Raw genomic sequence first — 15,599 nt, forward strand, 5'->3', positions numbered from 1 at the left:
CGGGTCATGCCTTGAACAGGTGCCGCCGGATGGACGCGGCGTTCGAGAAGATGCGGATCCCGAGCACGACGACGACGGCGGTCGACAGCTGGGTGCCGACCCCGAGCTGGTCGCCCAGGAAGACGATGAGCGCGGCGACGATCACGTTCGAGAGGAACGAGATGAGGAACACCCGGTCGTCGAAGATGCCGTCCAGCATCGCGCGCACGCCGCCGAAGATGGCGTCGAGCGCCGCGACGACCGCGATGGGCAGGTAGGGCTGCAGCTCGGCCGGCACCGTCGGCTGCAGCACGAGGCCCGCGACGACCCCGACGACGAGCCCGATGACCGCGATCACGACAATCCCCCTCCGGCATGGTCCGCCGCGATTGTCGCACCCGTGGCGGTGGGATCGGCACCGGTGGGACTCGCGGGGGTGTCCAGGGTGGTGTCCGGGGTGGGCGAGGCGGCCGGTTCCCGCAGGGCGTCGGGCAGCGCGTCGTCGGGCACGGTCGCGTGGTGCAGGACCACCGCACCGGCACCCGGCAGCACGAGCGATCCCTCCGACGAGATGTCGACGCCGATGCCGAACGTGCTGCGCAGGGTCGCGAGGTGCTGTCCCGCGGTCGAACGCGCGAGGTCGGTCTGCATGGTCACGGGGTCGCCGATGACGTCGACCTCGTACGGGCTCGACAGCGGGACGAGGTCGACGAGCACGGCGCTGCCCGCCGCGCGGATCGCGGTCGTGGCCGTCAGTCGCTGGTCGTTGATCGCGATCGCCTCGGCACCGGCCGCCCACAGGCCGTTGACGAGCACCTGCAGGTCGATGTCCTGGACCCGGGAGTCCTCGTCGACCTCGCCGTCGGCGTCGGGTGGGGCGTCGGTCAGAACGACACGCAGGCCCTTGCCGGTGACGTCGACCGAGCCGGCCTCGACCGCACCGGCGGCGAGCTGGTCCTGCAGCGCCGACTCCCCCGGCCCGACGAGCGCCTGCTGGAGCGCGGCGACGTGCGCGCTCAGGTCGTCGGCCTGGCCCTGCAGGTCGGCGACCTCGGCGGTGCGTTGCTCGATCGAGGACTCGAGCACGTCGCGCGCGTGCTGCGCCGCGCCCGCAGGCTGCCGCAGCGCGAGCGTCGCGGCCGCGACGACCAGTCCGAGTGCGAGAGCCACGACGGCGGTCGCGACGACGCCGGCGGGCGTGCGGCGAGGAGCCTGCCCCGCGGCCCGGCGGCGGGCCGCCTCGGCGTAGCCCGGGTCGAGCGGGCGGCGGTAGAACTCGGTGAGCAGCGTCATCGAGGCGTCGGGCGGCCGCGGGGGTCCCGTCTGACCGTGCCGCTGGGTCACGCCGGCTCCCCCTCGCGCCGGCGCAGCAGGCCCGCCGCCTGCCGCAGGTAGAGCACGCCCGAGAACCAGTACAGCCCGACGCCCCAGAGCGCGAACGCCCAGCCGGCGATCTGCGCCAGCGTGCCGACCCACGAGTCCCATCCGCCGAGCAGCAGCAGCGGGAACGCGTACAGCAGCATGAACGTGCCGGCCTTGCCGGCCAGGTGCACCTGCGGGGGCGGATAGCCCGCGCGGCGCAGCACGATCAGCATGAGTCCGAGCACCACGTCACGCGCGAGGATCACGACGAGCAACCACCACGGCACGACCCCGCGCCACGCGAGGCCGACGAGCGTGACGAGGATGAACAGGCGGTCGGCCGCCGGGTCGAGCAGCTGCCCGAGCCGCGAGACCTGGTGCAGCCGCCGCGCGAGCACGCCGTCCAGCCAGTCGCTCGCTCCGGAGAGGGCGAGCACGACCACCGCCCAGCCGTCGCGGCCTGTGGCGATCAGCACCCCGAACACCGGCACCATCGCGAGCCGCGCGAACGAGATCAGGTTGGGCACGGTCAGGATCCGGGTGCTGACCGCGTCGTCCTGAGCCTGCTCCGTCACCGTCACCCCGCCTCGCACCTGACCCGAGCCCGACTCTCGCCTGCATGGTCGCGAGCGATCGCGACGGCCCGATCCTATGCGCCGTGGCATGGTGGCCCTGTGCACTCCAACGACCCCGACGTGATCGACCGGCTGCTGCGGGAACCAGGGCGCTGGGCCGTCGTAGGGCTCTCGACGAACTCCGCGCGCGCCGCGTACGGCGTCGCCGCGTACCTGCAGCGCATCGGCAAGCAGATCGTGCCCGTGCACCCCGCGGCGCCGACGGTGCACGGCGAGCCGGGCGTCGCGACCCTCGCCGACGTCGTCGGGCCCGTGGACGTGGTCGACGTGTTCGTCAACGCGCGCCTCGCCGGCGACGTCGTCGACCAGGCGATCGCGATCGGTGCCCGCGCGGTCTGGCTGCAGCTCGACGTCGTCGACGAGGCCGCGGCGCAGCGCGCGCAGGCGGCGGGCCTGGACGTCGTGATGGACGCGTGCCCGGCGATCGAGGGATCGCGGCGCGGCCTCGTCTGACCCGCGGCCGAACCGCGTGTGCGCGACGTCACCGCGACGATCGCGCCGCACGCACCCCGATCCACCGCCTCGGCCGGTAAGATCACCGGCGATAGTGGAGTTCGTCGCGTCCCCTGTGGGCGCCCGGGCGCCGGCCAGGAGCCGGTGCAGCGGCGCGCCAATGGAACTGGTCGACTGGGTGGCTGAGGCCACCGTGGTGTCGGGGTGCGACCTGCCGCGTGCCGTCCCGGTGCCGGTTCAGGGCTCCCACCCGACTTCAGACAGGTCCCCCTGCCATGAGCTCTTCCAGCACGCCCGCTCCCGACAAGGTCGGGTCGTTCGACGACCTGAACCTCCCCGCCGCGCTCAGCAGCGCGATCGCGGACCTCGGCTTCACCATCCCCTCCCAGATCCAGTCGCAGGCCGTCCCCGTGCTCCTCGCGGGTCGCGACCTCGTCGGCGTGGCGCAGACCGGCACCGGCAAGACCGCCGCATTCGGTCTGCCGCTGCTCGCGGCCGTCGACCCGGCGATCGGCGCCGTGCAGGCGATCGTCCTGGCCCCGACGCGTGAGCTCGCGATGCAGGTCGCCGACGCGATCTCCTCGTTCGCGACCCACCTGCCCGGGCTCGACGTGCTCGCCGTGTACGGCGGCGCGCCCTACCTGCCCCAGCAGCGCGCCCTGGCGCGCGGTGCGCAGGTCGTCGTCGGCACGCCCGGCCGCGTGATCGACCACCTCGAGCGCGGCACGCTCAAGCTCGACCAGGTTCGCTTCCTGGTGCTCGACGAGGCCGACGAGATGCTGCGCATGGGCTTCGCCGAGGAGGTCGACAAGGTCCTCGAGCGGGTCCCGTCGAGCCGTCAGGTCGCGCTGTTCTCCGCGACGATGCCGCCCGCGATCCGCCGGGTGGCCGAGCAGCACCTGGTCAACCCGGTCGAGGTGACCGTCGCGCGCCAGTCGTCCACCGTCACGACGGTCCGCCAGACCTACTCCGTGGTCCCCCACCGGCACAAGGCCGGTGCGCTCGCGCGCGTCCTCGCGGTGACCGAGGCGGATGCCGCGATCGTGTTCGTGCGGACCCGCGGCGCGGCCGAGGAGCTCGGCAGCGCGCTCGTCGAGAAGGGCGTCTCCGCCGCCTACATCTCCGGCGACGTCGCTCAGGGCGAGCGGGAGAAGATCGTCGAGCGCCTGCGCTCGGGTGCGCTCGACGTGCTGGTCGCGACCGACGTCGCGGCCCGTGGGCTCGACGTCGACCGCATCGGGCTCGTCGTGAACGTCGACGTGCCGCGCGAGCCCGAGACGTACGTGCACCGTGTCGGCCGCACCGGCCGGGCCGGGCGTGAGGGCATCGCGCTCACGTTCGTCACGCCCGCCGAGCAGCCGCGGCTGCGCCAGATCGAGCGCACCATCCGCACGCAGCTCGTGCAGGTCGAGATCCCCAGCCCCGCGCAGGTCAGCGCGCACCGGGTACGCACGCTGCTCGCGCGGGTGCCGGAGCGGGCCGCCAAGGGCCGCCTCGACGTCTACCGCGGCGCACTGGACGCGTACCTCGCCGAGCACCCTGACCAGGGTTCCGACGACTTGCTCCTGGCGCTTCTCGCGCTCGCGGTCGGCGACGAGGGGCCCGAGCCGCGCACCGGCGACGACCTCGACGACGCGCTCGCGCGCGCCCACCTGCCCGCCGAGCGCACGCGGCACCGCGAGGACGACGACCAGCCGCGTGAACGTCGTCGGACCAACACGCACATCGCGGGCGGTCCGCCGCGCTGGCGCGTGGCCGTCGGTCACCGCGACGGTGTGCAGCCCGGCGCGCTGGTCGGCGCACTGACCGGCGAGGGCGGCCTCACCGGCAAGGACGTCGGCAAGATCGACATCTTCGGGAGCTTCTCGCTCGTCGACATCCCGGGCGGCCTGACCCCGGCGGCCATCGAGCGGCTCTCACGGACGCGCGTGGCCGGTCGACCCCTGCACATCCGCCTGGACCAGGGTCCGCGCCCGGGTCACGGCGCGAGCCGCGGCACGTACGCCCCGGCGCCGCACCGCCGCTGACCGTCCCGCGACGCGCACGTCGCACAGAACCGCCCCGACCGGAGCCCGCCCGCGCCCACGCGCGGCGGCGCGACGGCGGGGCGGTTCGTCGTCAGCCCCCGAGAAGCTCGCCCGTCGCAGCGACGAAGTCGTCGACGTCCTGCTCGGTGGTGTCGAACGCGCACATCAGGCGGACGGTGCCGTGCCCCCAGTCGTAGAACCGCCAGCGCTCGCGCAGCCGGTCGGCGACCGCGGGCGTCAGGCGCGCGAACACGCCGTTCGCCTGCACCGGGTGCAGCAGCTCGACCCCCAGGCCGCGCAGACCCACCCCGAGGCGGGTCGCCATCGCGTTGGCGTGCGTGGCCGACGACAGCCACAGATCACCCTCGAACAGCGCGACGAGCTGCGCGGACACGAAGCGCATCTTCGAGGCGAGCTGCATGTCCATCTTGCGCAGGTACTTCAGTCCGACCGCCGCGTCGGGGTCCAGCACGACGACAGCCTCGCCGAACGCCAGCCCGTTCTTGGTCCCGCCGAGCGAGAGCACGTCCACCCCGACGTCGGTGGTCAGCGCCCGCAGCGGCAGGCCCAGGCTCGCGGCAGCGTTCGAGAGCCGCGCACCGTCGACGTGCACGCGCATCCCGAGCCCGTGCGCGTGCTCGGCGAGCGCGCGGATCTCGTCGGGCGTGTAGAGCGTGCCGACCTCGGTCGACTCCGTCAGGCTCACGACCCCGGGCTGGGCGTGGTGCTCGTCGCCGAACCCGTACGCCTCGCGGTCGACGAGCTCGGGCGTGAGCCGGCCGTCGGGCGTCGGGACGGGGAGCAGCTTGATCCCGGCGACCCGTTCGGGTGCGCCGTTCTCGTCGGTGTGGATGTGCGCGTCGGTCGAGCAGATCACCGCACCCCACGGCGGTAGCACCGCCTGCAGGCTCAGCACGTTCGCGCCCGTGCCGTTGAACACGGGGTAGGCCACCGCGCGCTCGCCGAACTGCTCGCGCACCACCTCCTGCAGGCGCGCGGTGTACACGTCCTCGCCGTAGCTGGTCTGGTGGCCGCCGTTCGCGGCGCCGAGCGCGGCGAGCACCAGCGGATGGATGCCGGCGTAGTTGTCGGAGCCGAAGTCGCGGCGGGACGCGTCGTGCAGCGGGTTCACGGGCCCAGTCTGCCCCGCGCGTGGGGGTTCCGGCGACGCGCCCGCGGGCCTTGTTCGGCGGACCGGGCCGCCGTGGGTCATGATCGGCCCGACGACGCAGGAGGGTGCCGTGGACCAGGACGTCGACCCGATCGACGGGCGGACCGAGACCTTCACCGAACGCATGGACCGCAACTGGGACGAGCTGATGCAGGAGCTGCGCGTGACGCAGACCGGCGCGCAGATCCTCACGGGGTTCCTCCTCACCATCCCGTTCCAGCAGCGGTTCGGTGACCTGGACGGCTACCAGCGCGGGCTCTACCTCGCGCTCGTCGTGCTCGCGGTGCTCGCCACCACGCTGATCGTCGCGCCCGTGAGCCTGCACCGGGTGCTGTTCCGCCGACGGATGAAGGCCCAGCTCGTCGAGAGCGGCAACGTGCTGGCGCGTGTCGGCCTGTTCGTGCTGGGCCTGGTGCTGGCCGGGAGCTCCGCGCTGATCTTCGACGTCGTCGTGTCCCGGCCGGCAGGCGTGGTCGTGGGGGCGACGGCGCTCGTCGTGCTCGTCGCGTGCTGGTGGGTGCTCGCGCTCGTCATCGCGCGCCGGGCGCGCACCTGACGGGACCGCCGCGCGGGGAGGTCAGGCGCGGAGAGGTCAGGCGCGGGGAGGGTCAGGTGCTGTGGTCCGGCGTGTCGGTGGCGGTCGCCGCCGCCCGGCAGCTCACGCACGTCCCGACGAACTCGATGGTGTGGTCGACGTCGACGAAGCCGTAGGTCTGCGCGACCCGGCCCACCCACGCCTCGGCCTCGCCCGCGTCGATCTCGACCGTGCGCCCGCACGAGCGGCACACCAGGTGGTGATGGTGCGTGCGCTGCGCGCAGCGCCGGTAGACGGCCTCGCCGTCGCCCGTGCGCAGCACGTCGACCTCACCGCCCTCGGCGAGCGACTGGACGGCCCGGTACACGGTCGCAAGCCCGACGCCCGAGCCGCGCGTGCGCAGCAGCTCGTGGAGCTGCTGTGCGCTGTGGAACTCGTCCAGGTCCGCGAGCAGGTCGAGGATCTCGGTGCGCTGCCGCGTCTGTCGAACCGTCATCACACCTCCGTCCGCCCGCTTGCTGAGAGTCGTTCGCAAGTGTAGTCAGGTGCGGGTGCGCGCGAGGAGGCGCTCGACCGGCCACGTCGTGATGACGCGCCCGGCCGTGATCCCGTGCTGCGCCGCCCGGGCGCAGCCGACGGCCTGCCAGTCGAGCTGCCCCGGTGCGTGCGCGTCGGTGTCGATCGCGAAGTCGCACCCCACCTCCGCCGCGATGGCGAGCAGGTCGTGCGGCGGGTCGAGTCGGTCCGGGCGGCAGTTGATCTCGACAGCGACGCCGTGCTCGGCGCACGCCTCGAAGACCGCCCGCGCGTCGAACTCGCTCCGAGGCCGTTGCTTGCCGAGCAGTCGTCGGCCCGTGCAGTGGCCGAGCACGTCGGTGTGCGGATCGCGCACCGCCCGCAGCATGCGGCGCGTCATCGCGGCCGGGTCCATCCGCAGCTTGGAGTGCACGGAGGCGACGACGACGTCGAGCTCGGCCAGCAGCGCGGGGTCCTGGTCGAGCGAGCCGTCGTCGAGCACGTCGACCTCGATCCCCGTCAGCACGACGAACGGCGCGACCGCCCGGTTCAGCGCGCGCACGTGCTCGACCTGCCCGCGCAGGCGGGCGGCCGAGAGCCCGTTCGCGACCGTCAGTCGCGGCGAGTGGTCGGTGATCGCCTGGTACTCGTGACCGAGCTCGAGCGCCGCCAGGACCATCTCCTGGATCGACGTGGCGCCGTCGGAGGCCTCGCTGTGGGCGTGCAGGTCGCCGCGCAGGGCTGCGCGCAGCTCGTCGGACCCGGCGGGGGCGGCCGCACGTTCGGTCGCGAGCGTCGCGGCCAGCGCCTCCTCCAGCTCGCGCAGGTACGGCACGTCCCGGCCCCGCCAGACGTTCTCGACGACGCCCGCGGTCCGAGCGCCGACCGACGTCAGCTCGCTGACCGCGCCGGCCTGCACGAGCGCGGCGAGCCGGTCGGGCGGCTGCTGCTCGACGACCCCCGCGGCCGTGCGGAACGCCTCGCTGCGGTACGAGGACGCCTGCGCACGCTCGAGCAGGAACGCCACGCGCCGCAGCGCCGCGACCGCCTCGTCGCGGCGCGCGGCCGCGTCGGTCACGACGCCTGGGCCTTCGACTTGCTCTTCGTCTTGCGCGGTTCGTCAGACCCGTCCTTCGTCGTCCGCGCCTTCTTCTTGGTCCCGCCCGACGAACCGGACGAGGCGCCCTCGGCGTCCGCCTCCTCGGGCGCGGCCTCGCCGCGCGCCGAACGGGCCTTCTCGACCGAGCGTTGCAGCGCGGCGAGCAGGTCGACCACCTGGGCGCCGCTCTCGGCCGGCTCGTCGCCACCCGGTTGCGGCAGCGCACGCGTGTCCCCCGCGTTCACCTTGGCCTCGATGAGCTCGGTCAGCGCGCTCTCGTAGCGGTCCGAGAACTGTGACGAGTCGAACTGCGCCGCGAGCGACTCCACGAGCGAGCTGGCCATCGCGAGCTCGGCCGGCTTGACGTCGATCTCGGCGTCGAGGATCGGGAAGTCGGCCTCACGCACCTCGTCGGGCCATAGCAGCGTCTGCAGGCAGATCACCTTGCCGCGTACGCGCAGCACGGCCATCGACTCGCGCTGCCGCAGCGCGACGCGCACGACGGCCATCCGGTCGGCCTGCTCGAGCGCCTCGCGCAGCAGCGCGTACGGTTTGGCGGCCGTCTTGTCGGGCTCCAGGTAGTACGTCCTGCCGAGCAGGATCGGATCGACCTGGTCCGCCGGGACGAACTCGATGACCTCGATCTCGCGCTCCGAGCGCAGCGGCAGCCGGGAGAAGTCGTCGTCCGTGAGCACGACGAGCTCGCCGTCCGCGGTCTCGTAGCCCTTGGCGATCTCGTCCATCGAGACGGGTTCGCCGTCGATGCTGCACACCTTGCGGTACCGGATGCGGCCGCCGTCGGCGGCGTGCACCTGGTGCAGCGTGACCTCGTGCTCGCCCGTCGCCGAGTACAGCCGCACGGGCACGTTCACCAGGCCGAACGCGACCGCGCCCTTCCAGATCGCCCGCATGGCTGCCTCCGTCCCGCCGGGCGCGCCCGCGCGTGTCTCGTCCGGCCTCGTGGTGCGACCCCGTCCTGGGCAGGATGGACCCGTGGACCCCATGCTCGCCACCCCGGCGGCCTCCGGCGTGCCGCCACGCGGGAGCGGCTGGGCCTTCGAGGTGAAGTGGGACGGCGTGCGTGCGCTCGCGGACACCACCGACGGACGCCTGCGGCTGTGGAGCCGGAACGGGCGTGACGTCGCCGCGGGCTACCCCGAGCTCGCGCCGCTCGCTGACCTGGCCGACACGATCCTCGACGGTGAGATCGTCGCGCTCGCCGACGGCGTGCCGTCGTTCGCCGCGATCGCTGAGCGCATGCACGTGCGCGACCGGCAGCGCGTGGCCGCGCTCGTGCGCCGGGTCCCCGTCACCTACCTCGTCTTCGACGTCCTGCGGAGCGAGGGCGTGGACCGTACCGCTGACACCTACGACGAGCGACGTGGCGTGCTCGCCGCCCTCGACCTGCCTCCGTCGGTACAGCTCTCGCCCGTCTACGACGACGGCGCCGAGCTCTGGGCGGTGACGCTCGAGCACGGGCTGGAGGGTGTCGTCGCGAAGCGACGCGCCTCGGCGTACCGCTCGGGCCGGCGCGACGACTGGGTCAAGGCCGCGCACCGGCGCACCCGGGCGGCCCTCGTCGGAGGCTGGCGGAGCGAGTCCACCGGGTCCGGGCGGCTCGGCGCGCTGCTGCTGGGAGCGCCCGACGAGTCCGGCGCGCTGCGTTACCTCGGCCGCGCCGGCAGCGGTCTGACGACGGCGGCCGCGAAGGCGATCCGCGCCGAGCTCGACTCCGATGCGCGTGCGACGTCGCCGTTCGACGAGCCGGTCCCGGCAGCAGACGCGGCTGGAGCCCGCTGGTGCGAACCCCGGCTCGTCGTGGACGTGCGCTACCTGACGCGCTCCCCCGCCGGCCGGCTGCGCCAACCCGTCGTACGGGGCGCTCGCCTCGACGTCGACCCCGACGACTGGGAGACGCCGTGACGCCCGAGCGCCAGGTGGTCGACGTGGGTGGTCGCCAGGTGCGCGTGTCCCACCTCGACAAGGTCATGTACCCGACGACCGGCACCACCAAGGCCGAGGTGATCGACTACCTCGTGCGGGTCTCGTCCGCTCTGCTGGCCCAGCTCCACGAGCGTCCGGTGACCCGCATCCGGTGGCCGGACGGCGTCGCGGGCGAGCAGTTCTTCGAGAAGAACGTCCCGCGCGGCGCGCCGTCCTGGGTGCGGCACCTCGACCTGCCGGCCTCACCCGACGAGGAGGCCGGCACGCGGCTCGACCTGCCGTTCCTCGACGACCTCGCGGCCCTGGTCTGGGCCGCGAACGCGGGGGCGCTCGAGCTGCACACCCCGCAGTGGACGGTCGGTCGACGGGGCAAGGTCCGGCCCCCCGACCGGCTCGTCGTGGACCTGGACCCCGGACCGCCCGCGGGCCTCGACGAGTGCGCGGCCGTCGCACACCTGGTGGCCGACCGGCTGCGCACCGACGGGTTCGACGAGGTCGTGCCCGTGACCTCCGGCTCGAAGGGCCTGCAGCTGTACGCGCCACTGCCGGCCGGGCGCGGGGTCCGTGACCGTGTCGGCGACGTGCGCGAGTACGCACGCACGCTCGCGCGGTCCCTCGCGGCGGACCACCCGCGGCTCGTCGTGGCGGTCATGCGCAAGGACCTGCGCAGCGGCAAGGTGCTGCTCGACTGGTCGCAGAACCACCTCGCGAAGACCACGATCACGCCCTACTCGCTGCGCGGACGCGAGCTGCCGCGTGTGGCCGCGCCGCGGTGGTGGGACGAGATCGGCCCCGGCCTGCAGCAGCTCTCTCCCGACGAGGTCGCGCGCCGACTCGTCGAACGTGGCGACCCGTTCGCCACGGGCGCAACCTGACCTGCCCGTTCGGACGGCGCCGCGCTGCCGGTCGGTGCGCCGATGAGTAGCGTGGACGTCGTGGCGGGAGCACGCCCGCCATCTCGCCGAGCACCCCACCGAGCCGTCCACCACCGAAGGAGCGCACCACCCATGGCACCGGACCTCCCGCAGTACACCGTCCCCTCCCTCACCCCGAAGGAGGGTGCGCAGGTGGCGGCGATCCTGCAGACCCGCCTGGACTCGCTGAACGACCTGGCCCTGACGCTCAAGCACATCCACTGGAACGTGGTCGGTCCGCACTTCATCGCGGTGCACGAGATGCTCGACCCTCAGGTCGACGCGGTGCGGCTCATGGTCGACGCGATCGCCGAGCGCATCGCGACGCTCGGTGGCGCCCCGATCGGCACGCCCGGCGCGCTCGTCAAGAACCGCACCTGGGACGACTACTCGCTCGGCCGCGCCTCGACCGCCGAGCACCTCGGCGCGCTCGACAAGGTGTACGTCGGCGTGATCACCGCGCACCGGCAGGCCGCGACCGACACCGAGGAGCTCGACGACGTCACGAACGACCTCCTGGTCGGCCACCTGCACGAGCTCGAGCTGTTCCACTGGTTCGTGCGCGCCCACCTCGAGTCGGCCGGCGGCGCGCTGTCGACCGCAGGCTCCCAGACCGAGAAGTCGGCCGCTCGGGCCGCCAAGGCCTCCTGAGCGACCCCGACCGGGCGGCACGGACGGGCATGGCGGACGAGAACGGGCCGGCGCACGGCCCGGTCCCCCTGCCCGTCGGTGCCGCCGGACCCGGCCTGCGCACCGCACGTCCGGGCGTACCCCGCCCGGGATCCGCGCACCCGGGCGCGTTCGAGCGCCTGCACGTCGCGGCGCGCCTCGAGGACCGTTTCGACCGAGGGCTCGCGCGCCTGCTGCGGCGACGCGGCTGGAGCGTGCGCGTCGAGCCGTACGCGGGCTACGGCGCCGTCGGCTGGGTCCGCGTCCTCGCGCGCACGATGCTCGCGGCTCCTGGCGTGCGTACCGACGACCTGCCCGGCGCCGGCGGCGCCGAGCAGGCGGGTTCGACGCGCGCGCCGACACTGCGCGGCTGGCGCTCGTACGCGACCGCACAGGTCGCGGGTGTGCCGCTGCTCGTGCGGGTCGGCACGATCGAGCACCACGTGCACACCGACCGCGGCGGGTACCTCGACATCCGGCTGCGTTCGGACCTGCCGCCGGGGTGGCACGACGTCGAGATCGTCGTGCTCGAGGACAGCGCCGAGGGCGTCGTGCGGGCCTGCGCACCGGTGCACGTAACGCACCCGGACGCACGCTGGGGGCTGGTCAGCGACATCGACGACACCGTGATGGTGACCCGCCTGCCCCGGCCCGTGGTCGCCGCGTGGAACATCCTCGTGCGGCACGAGCACGCGCGCGAGCCCGTCCCCGGCATGAGGGACCTGTACGCCGCGCTGCTCGACGAGCACCCGGGCGCGCCCGTCGTCTACCTCTCGACGGGTGCGTGGAACGCCGCACCGGCGATCGGCCGGTTCCTGCACCGCAACGGTTTCCCGTCCGGTCCGTTGCTGCTCACCGACTGGGGCCCGACCAACACAGGCTGGTTCCGCAGTGGTCCGCGGCACAAGATCACGCAGCTCAAACGCCTCATGCACGAGCTGCCCGACGTGCGCTGGGTGCTCGTCGGGGACGACGGGCAGCAGGACCCCCGGATCTACGCCGCGGCGGCCGGTGCGCGGCCGGACCGGGTCGCGGGGATCCTCGTCCGCCAGCTCACGTTCACCGAGCACGTGCTCGCACGGGGTCTGATCGCCGCCGCACCGGGCGGCGGGCCGTCAGGGTCGCGGACCTCCGCGGGTGTGCCCGTGCTCCAGGGAGCCGACGGGCACGCGCTGCTCCGTCGGATCGAAGCCGGCGGCCTGTCGCTCGAGTGAGCCACGCGGTGCTCGCGTCCCGCGTTCAGAGCCGGGCGGGGTCGTCCCACTCGTCGTTGGACGAGATCGCCTCGTCGTCCGCGACGAGCTCGGCGGACGTCAACGAACGCGGTGCGCGGGTCGGGTCGCCCCCGGACCGCGCATCGGCTGCGGCCAGTGCCGCCTCGGTCTCCGACGGCGGTGCGATGTGCTCCGCAGCGGGGTCGGAGACGAGGTCGCGGTCGTGGCTCATGATGCCCGTTCTACCCTCCCCGGCCGCCGGATGCACCCCTGTCCGCGAGACGAACGTCACAGATTCGTCGTGGTCGAGTATCTCGACGTCAACTTACGATCGAGCGCGTGCCGACCACTGATCGCGAGCCCACCGTCGACGTCGTCCTCATCGGCGGCGGGATCATGAGCGCCACGCTCGCAGCGCTCCTGTCGACCCTCGAGCCGACGTGGACGATCGAGATCCACGAACGGCGCGACGGGCTCGCGCAGGAGAGCTCGAACGCCTGGAACAACGCGGGCACCGGCCACGCCGCGCTGTGCGAGCTGAACTACACGCCGCAGCGCGAGGACGGCTCGATCGACATCTCCAAGGCCGTCACGATCAACGAGCAGTACGAGCTCTCGCGAGAGCTGTGGGACTACCTCGCGGGCCACGACCGGCTGCCCGGCGGCTCGACCAGCGTCTCCACGACCCCGCACATGACCTTCGTGCGCGGCGCAGACGGCGTCGACCACCTGCGCCGCCGGTTCGACGCGCTGCGCGCCCACCCCCTGTTCTCGGACCTCGAGCTGTCGACGGACCCCGACGAGATCGCGCGCTGGGCGCCGTTGCTCGTCGCCGACCGCGACCCGGCCGAGCCCGTCGCGGCGACCCGCTCGGCCGCCGGGACCGACGTCGACTTCGGTGCTCTGACCCACGCCATGGTCGACGCGGTCGTCGCGCGCGGCGCCGACCTGCACCTCGAGTCGGAGGTCACCCGGCTGCGTCGCGATCGCCGGGGTGGCTGGCGCGTCACGGTGCGCGACCGCCGCTGGAACGGCCGTTCGCGCTCCCGCACGGTGCACGCGCGCTTCGTCTTCATCGGCGCGGGCGGCGGTGCGCTGCGGCTGCTGCAGAAGTCGGGGATCCCCGAGGCCAAGGGCTACGGCGGCTTCCCGATCAGCGGGCAGTTCCTGCGCACGACGAACCCGGACGTCGTGGCCGCACACCACGCGAAGGTCTACGGGCGGGCCGAGATCGGCGCCCCACCGATGTCGGTCCCGCACCTCGACACGCGCGTGGTCGACGGCGGCACCGCGCTCATGTTCGGCCCGTACGCCGGGTGGAGCATGAAGTTCCTCAAGCACGGCTCGTGGCTCGACCTGGTCCGCTCGGTGCGTCCCGGCAACCTCGTCCCGATGGCGGCCGTCGGGCTGCGCAACCTCGACCTGCTCACCTACCTGATCCGCGAGGTCACGACCTCCAGCGAGGGCCGGTTCCGGGCGCTGCGCCAGTTCGTGCCCACCGCGCGTCCCGCCGACTGGGAGCTCATCACGGCCGGACAGCGCGTCCAGGTCATCAAGCGCGGACCGGGCGGCGGCGTCCTCGAGTTCGGCACCGAGCTGGTCAGCGCGGCGGACGGCTCGATCGCGGGACTGCTGGGCGCCTCCCCCGGCGCGTCCACGGCGGTCGCCACGATGGTCGACCTGCTGGAGCGCTGCTTCCCGGGCAAGGTCGACGACTGGCGACCCGTGCTGCGCCAGATGATGCCGAGCCTCGGGGGCGGCGAGTGGGACGAGGCGATGGAGCTCGACCTGTCCGACGACGCCGTGTCGGCGCAGCGCTGAGCGGTCCGGAGCGCGTAGCCTCCGTCCTCATGCACGACGAACCGGCCACGGAGCCCGTCAGCGCGCTCATGCGCGCCGCGAAGGTCCAGGCCGCGACCGAGCACACCACCGTCGGGCTCGTCGAGTCCCTGCCCGACGGTCGGGTGACCATCGGGTGCGCGTGCGGCATGCAGCTCACCAACGGCCCGACGTGGTCGCTCGACGAGCACATCCGCCTGCACCGCGCCGAGGCCCGCTTCCTCGCGCTGGCCGCGGTCGCCCCGCCGCAGATCCCCCGCCTGGTGCCGTGGCCGCTGACCACGACGGACGCACCCGCCTCCTGACGGGGGCCGATCAGGGCCGATCAGGGCTGATCAGGGGGCCGCGAGCATCGCGCCGTCCTCGTCGTGCGTGTGGGCCAGGCCCAGCTCGTGCGCGCGCTCGTGCTCCTCGCGCGCAGCCATCCTGGCCGCGATCCGCTCCTGCACGTCGGGCCGACGCAGCGGCGGCACGGTCGCCGGCGGGTTGCGCCGTGCGGGCAGCTCGTCGAGCACGGTCGTCGTGACCGCGGCGACCGCCGCGACGGCGCGTTCGAACGCCTCACGGGTCGCGTCGGACACCGACGTCACCCCCGTCACCTTGCGCACGTACTGGCGTGCGGCGGCCTCGATCTCCTCGGCGGACGCGGGCGGCTCCAGACCGCGCAGCGTCGTGATGTTGCGACACATGAACGCGACGCTACGCGCGGTACCCGGTTCGGGCATGATGTCGCGCGTGTCGATCGTCCCCCTGCCGCCCCGCGCCCGGCTCGTCGCACAGGCGCTCGTCGACGCCGGCGTGCGTGGCGAGGTCGTCGAGCTGCCCGACTCCGCACGGACGGCGGCCGAGGCCGCATCCGCCCTGGGCTGCGAGATCGGCCAGATTGCGAACTCGCTCGTGTTCTGGTCCGACGGCGCCGCGCTCCTGGTGCTCACGAGCGGGCGGCACCGCGTCGAGACGACGATGCTCGCGCGGCAGCTCGGCCGGTCCTCGATCGAGCGCGCGACTCCCGAGCAGGTGCGTGCCGCCACGGGCCAGGCGATCGGCGGCGTCGCACCCGTGGGCCACCCGCGCCCGCTCGAGACGGTCGTCGACGAGGCGCTCGCCGACTACTCGACCGTGTGGGCCGCGGGCGGCACCCCGCACACAGTCTTCCCGACGACGTTCGACGAGCTCGTGCGCATCACGGGCGGCGCGGTGCACACGGTCGGTCGCTGACCCGGCTCACGCGTCCCGCCGAGG

Annotated in this window: 19 protein-coding genes; 10 read left to right on the forward strand and 9 right to left on the reverse strand. The window is 73.7% G+C overall.

Annotated elements, in window-relative coordinates:
• Positions 1-4: 4 nt before the first annotated feature.
• Genes CCO02nite_RS01060 through clsA form a run of 3 tightly spaced genes read right to left on the reverse strand, consistent with a single transcriptional unit; the run spans position 5 to position 1,916 of the window.
• Positions 5-337, reverse strand: a complete 333-nt coding sequence (locus CCO02nite_RS01060) for a small basic family protein (RefSeq protein WP_146841133.1) — start codon at positions 335-337, stop codon at positions 5-7.
• A complete protein-coding gene (locus CCO02nite_RS01065) occupies positions 334-1,323 on the reverse strand; it encodes a DUF881 domain-containing protein (RefSeq protein WP_246117252.1) in 990 nt (329 codons plus the stop codon). The genes CCO02nite_RS01060 and CCO02nite_RS01065 overlap by 4 nt, the downstream gene beginning before the upstream one ends.
• Positions 1,320-1,916, reverse strand: a complete 597-nt coding sequence (gene clsA, locus CCO02nite_RS01070; RefSeq protein ID WP_246117253.1) for a cardiolipin synthase ClsA — start codon at positions 1,914-1,916, stop codon at positions 1,320-1,322. The genes CCO02nite_RS01065 and clsA overlap by 4 nt, the downstream gene beginning before the upstream one ends.
• Positions 1,917-2,015: 99 nt before the next feature.
• Here clsA and CCO02nite_RS01075 point away from each other — a divergent pair, with 99 nt between their 5' ends.
• Both CCO02nite_RS01075 and CCO02nite_RS01080 read left to right on the forward strand, forming a co-directional pair.
• Positions 2,016-2,429, forward strand: coding sequence for a CoA-binding protein (locus CCO02nite_RS01075; RefSeq protein ID WP_146841137.1), 414 nt, complete (start codon positions 2,016-2,018; stop codon positions 2,427-2,429).
• 275 nt (positions 2,430-2,704) lie between these two features.
• On the forward strand, positions 2,705-4,456 hold the full coding sequence (locus tag CCO02nite_RS01080) for a DEAD/DEAH box helicase (protein WP_146841139.1): 1,752 nt from the start codon (positions 2,705-2,707) through the stop codon (positions 4,454-4,456).
• Positions 4,457-4,547: 91 nt separating this feature from the next.
• Here the strand turns inward: CCO02nite_RS01080 and CCO02nite_RS01085 are convergent, their stop codons facing one another.
• Complete coding sequence (locus tag CCO02nite_RS01085) at positions 4,548-5,588, reverse strand: threonine aldolase family protein (RefSeq protein ID WP_246117254.1); 1,041 nt, start codon at positions 5,586-5,588, stop codon at positions 4,548-4,550.
• 109 nt (positions 5,589-5,697) lie between these two features.
• Here CCO02nite_RS01085 and CCO02nite_RS01090 point away from each other — a divergent pair, with 109 nt between their 5' ends.
• Positions 5,698-6,183, forward strand: coding sequence for a DUF6328 family protein (locus CCO02nite_RS01090; RefSeq protein ID WP_281284547.1), 486 nt, complete (start codon positions 5,698-5,700; stop codon positions 6,181-6,183).
• A 52-nt stretch (positions 6,184-6,235) separates the two neighbouring features.
• On the opposite strand, the gene CCO02nite_RS01095 is transcribed toward CCO02nite_RS01090, so the two are convergent.
• Genes CCO02nite_RS01095 through ku form a run of 3 tightly spaced genes read right to left on the reverse strand, consistent with a single transcriptional unit; the run spans position 6,236 to position 8,688 of the window.
• Positions 6,236-6,658 (reverse strand): Fur family transcriptional regulator, encoded by a 423-nt coding sequence (locus CCO02nite_RS01095; protein WP_146841142.1) that lies wholly within the window; start codon positions 6,656-6,658, stop codon positions 6,236-6,238.
• Positions 6,659-6,703: 45 nt separating this feature from the next.
• Positions 6,704-7,756: a PHP domain-containing protein gene (locus CCO02nite_RS01100; RefSeq protein WP_146841144.1), complete on the reverse strand. Its 1,053-nt coding sequence runs from the start codon at positions 7,754-7,756 to the stop codon at positions 6,704-6,706.
• Positions 7,753-8,688 carry a non-homologous end joining protein Ku gene (ku, locus tag CCO02nite_RS01105; RefSeq protein ID WP_146841146.1) on the reverse strand — a complete coding sequence of 312 codons (936 nt, stop codon included), beginning with the start codon at positions 8,686-8,688 and terminating at the stop codon, positions 7,753-7,755. Before ku ends, CCO02nite_RS01100 begins: the two co-directional genes overlap by 4 nt.
• A 91-nt stretch (positions 8,689-8,779) precedes the next feature.
• On the opposite strand from ku, the gene ligD (CCO02nite_RS01110) reads away from it, so the two are divergent.
• The 4 genes from ligD (CCO02nite_RS01110) (at position 8,780) to CCO02nite_RS01125 (ending at position 12,518) form a co-directional block, all read left to right on the forward strand.
• Positions 8,780-9,700, forward strand: a complete 921-nt coding sequence (gene ligD / locus CCO02nite_RS01110; RefSeq protein WP_246117291.1) for a non-homologous end-joining DNA ligase — start codon at positions 8,780-8,782, stop codon at positions 9,698-9,700.
• A complete protein-coding gene (gene ligD, locus CCO02nite_RS01115; RefSeq protein ID WP_146841149.1) occupies positions 9,697-10,596 on the forward strand; it encodes a non-homologous end-joining DNA ligase in 900 nt (299 codons plus the stop codon). The genes ligD (CCO02nite_RS01110) and ligD (CCO02nite_RS01115) overlap by 4 nt, the downstream gene beginning before the upstream one ends.
• Positions 10,597-10,728: 132 nt before the next feature.
• Positions 10,729-11,286: a Dps family protein gene (locus CCO02nite_RS01120; protein ID WP_146841151.1), complete on the forward strand. Its 558-nt coding sequence runs from the start codon at positions 10,729-10,731 to the stop codon at positions 11,284-11,286.
• Positions 11,287-11,315: 29 nt separating this feature from the next.
• Positions 11,316-12,518: an App1 family protein phosphatidate phosphatase gene (locus CCO02nite_RS01125; protein WP_146841153.1), complete on the forward strand. Its 1,203-nt coding sequence runs from the start codon at positions 11,316-11,318 to the stop codon at positions 12,516-12,518.
• A gap of 25 nt (positions 12,519-12,543) precedes the next feature.
• On the opposite strand, the gene CCO02nite_RS01130 is transcribed toward CCO02nite_RS01125, so the two are convergent.
• The gene (locus tag CCO02nite_RS01130; protein ID WP_146841155.1) at positions 12,544-12,750 is read right to left on the reverse strand and encodes a hypothetical protein; all 207 of its coding nucleotides are present in this window, start codon (positions 12,748-12,750) and stop codon (positions 12,544-12,546) included.
• Between the two features lie 107 nt (positions 12,751-12,857).
• Between CCO02nite_RS01130 and mqo the strand changes: the two genes are divergently transcribed.
• The gene (mqo, locus tag CCO02nite_RS01135; RefSeq protein WP_281284548.1) at positions 12,858-14,339 is read left to right on the forward strand and encodes a malate dehydrogenase (quinone); all 1,482 of its coding nucleotides are present in this window, start codon (positions 12,858-12,860) and stop codon (positions 14,337-14,339) included.
• Between the two features lie 29 nt (positions 14,340-14,368).
• Positions 14,369-14,662 (forward strand): hypothetical protein, encoded by a 294-nt coding sequence (locus CCO02nite_RS01140; protein ID WP_146841158.1) that lies wholly within the window; start codon positions 14,369-14,371, stop codon positions 14,660-14,662.
• A 30-nt stretch (positions 14,663-14,692) separates the two neighbouring features.
• Here CCO02nite_RS01140 and CCO02nite_RS01145 read toward each other — a convergent pair whose 3' ends face one another.
• Positions 14,693-15,046: a DUF2277 domain-containing protein gene (locus tag CCO02nite_RS01145; protein ID WP_146841159.1), complete on the reverse strand. Its 354-nt coding sequence runs from the start codon at positions 15,044-15,046 to the stop codon at positions 14,693-14,695.
• A gap of 37 nt (positions 15,047-15,083) precedes the next feature.
• On the opposite strand from CCO02nite_RS01145, the gene CCO02nite_RS01150 reads away from it, so the two are divergent.
• Positions 15,084-15,575: a YbaK/EbsC family protein gene (locus CCO02nite_RS01150; protein ID WP_146841461.1), complete on the forward strand. Its 492-nt coding sequence runs from the start codon at positions 15,084-15,086 to the stop codon at positions 15,573-15,575.
• The last annotated feature ends 24 nt before the right edge of the window (positions 15,576-15,599 follow it).

Origin of the sequence: Cellulomonas composti (assembly GCF_007990245.1) — a bacterium.
GTDB lineage: Bacteria > Actinomycetota > Actinomycetes > Actinomycetales > Cellulomonadaceae > Cellulomonas > Cellulomonas composti.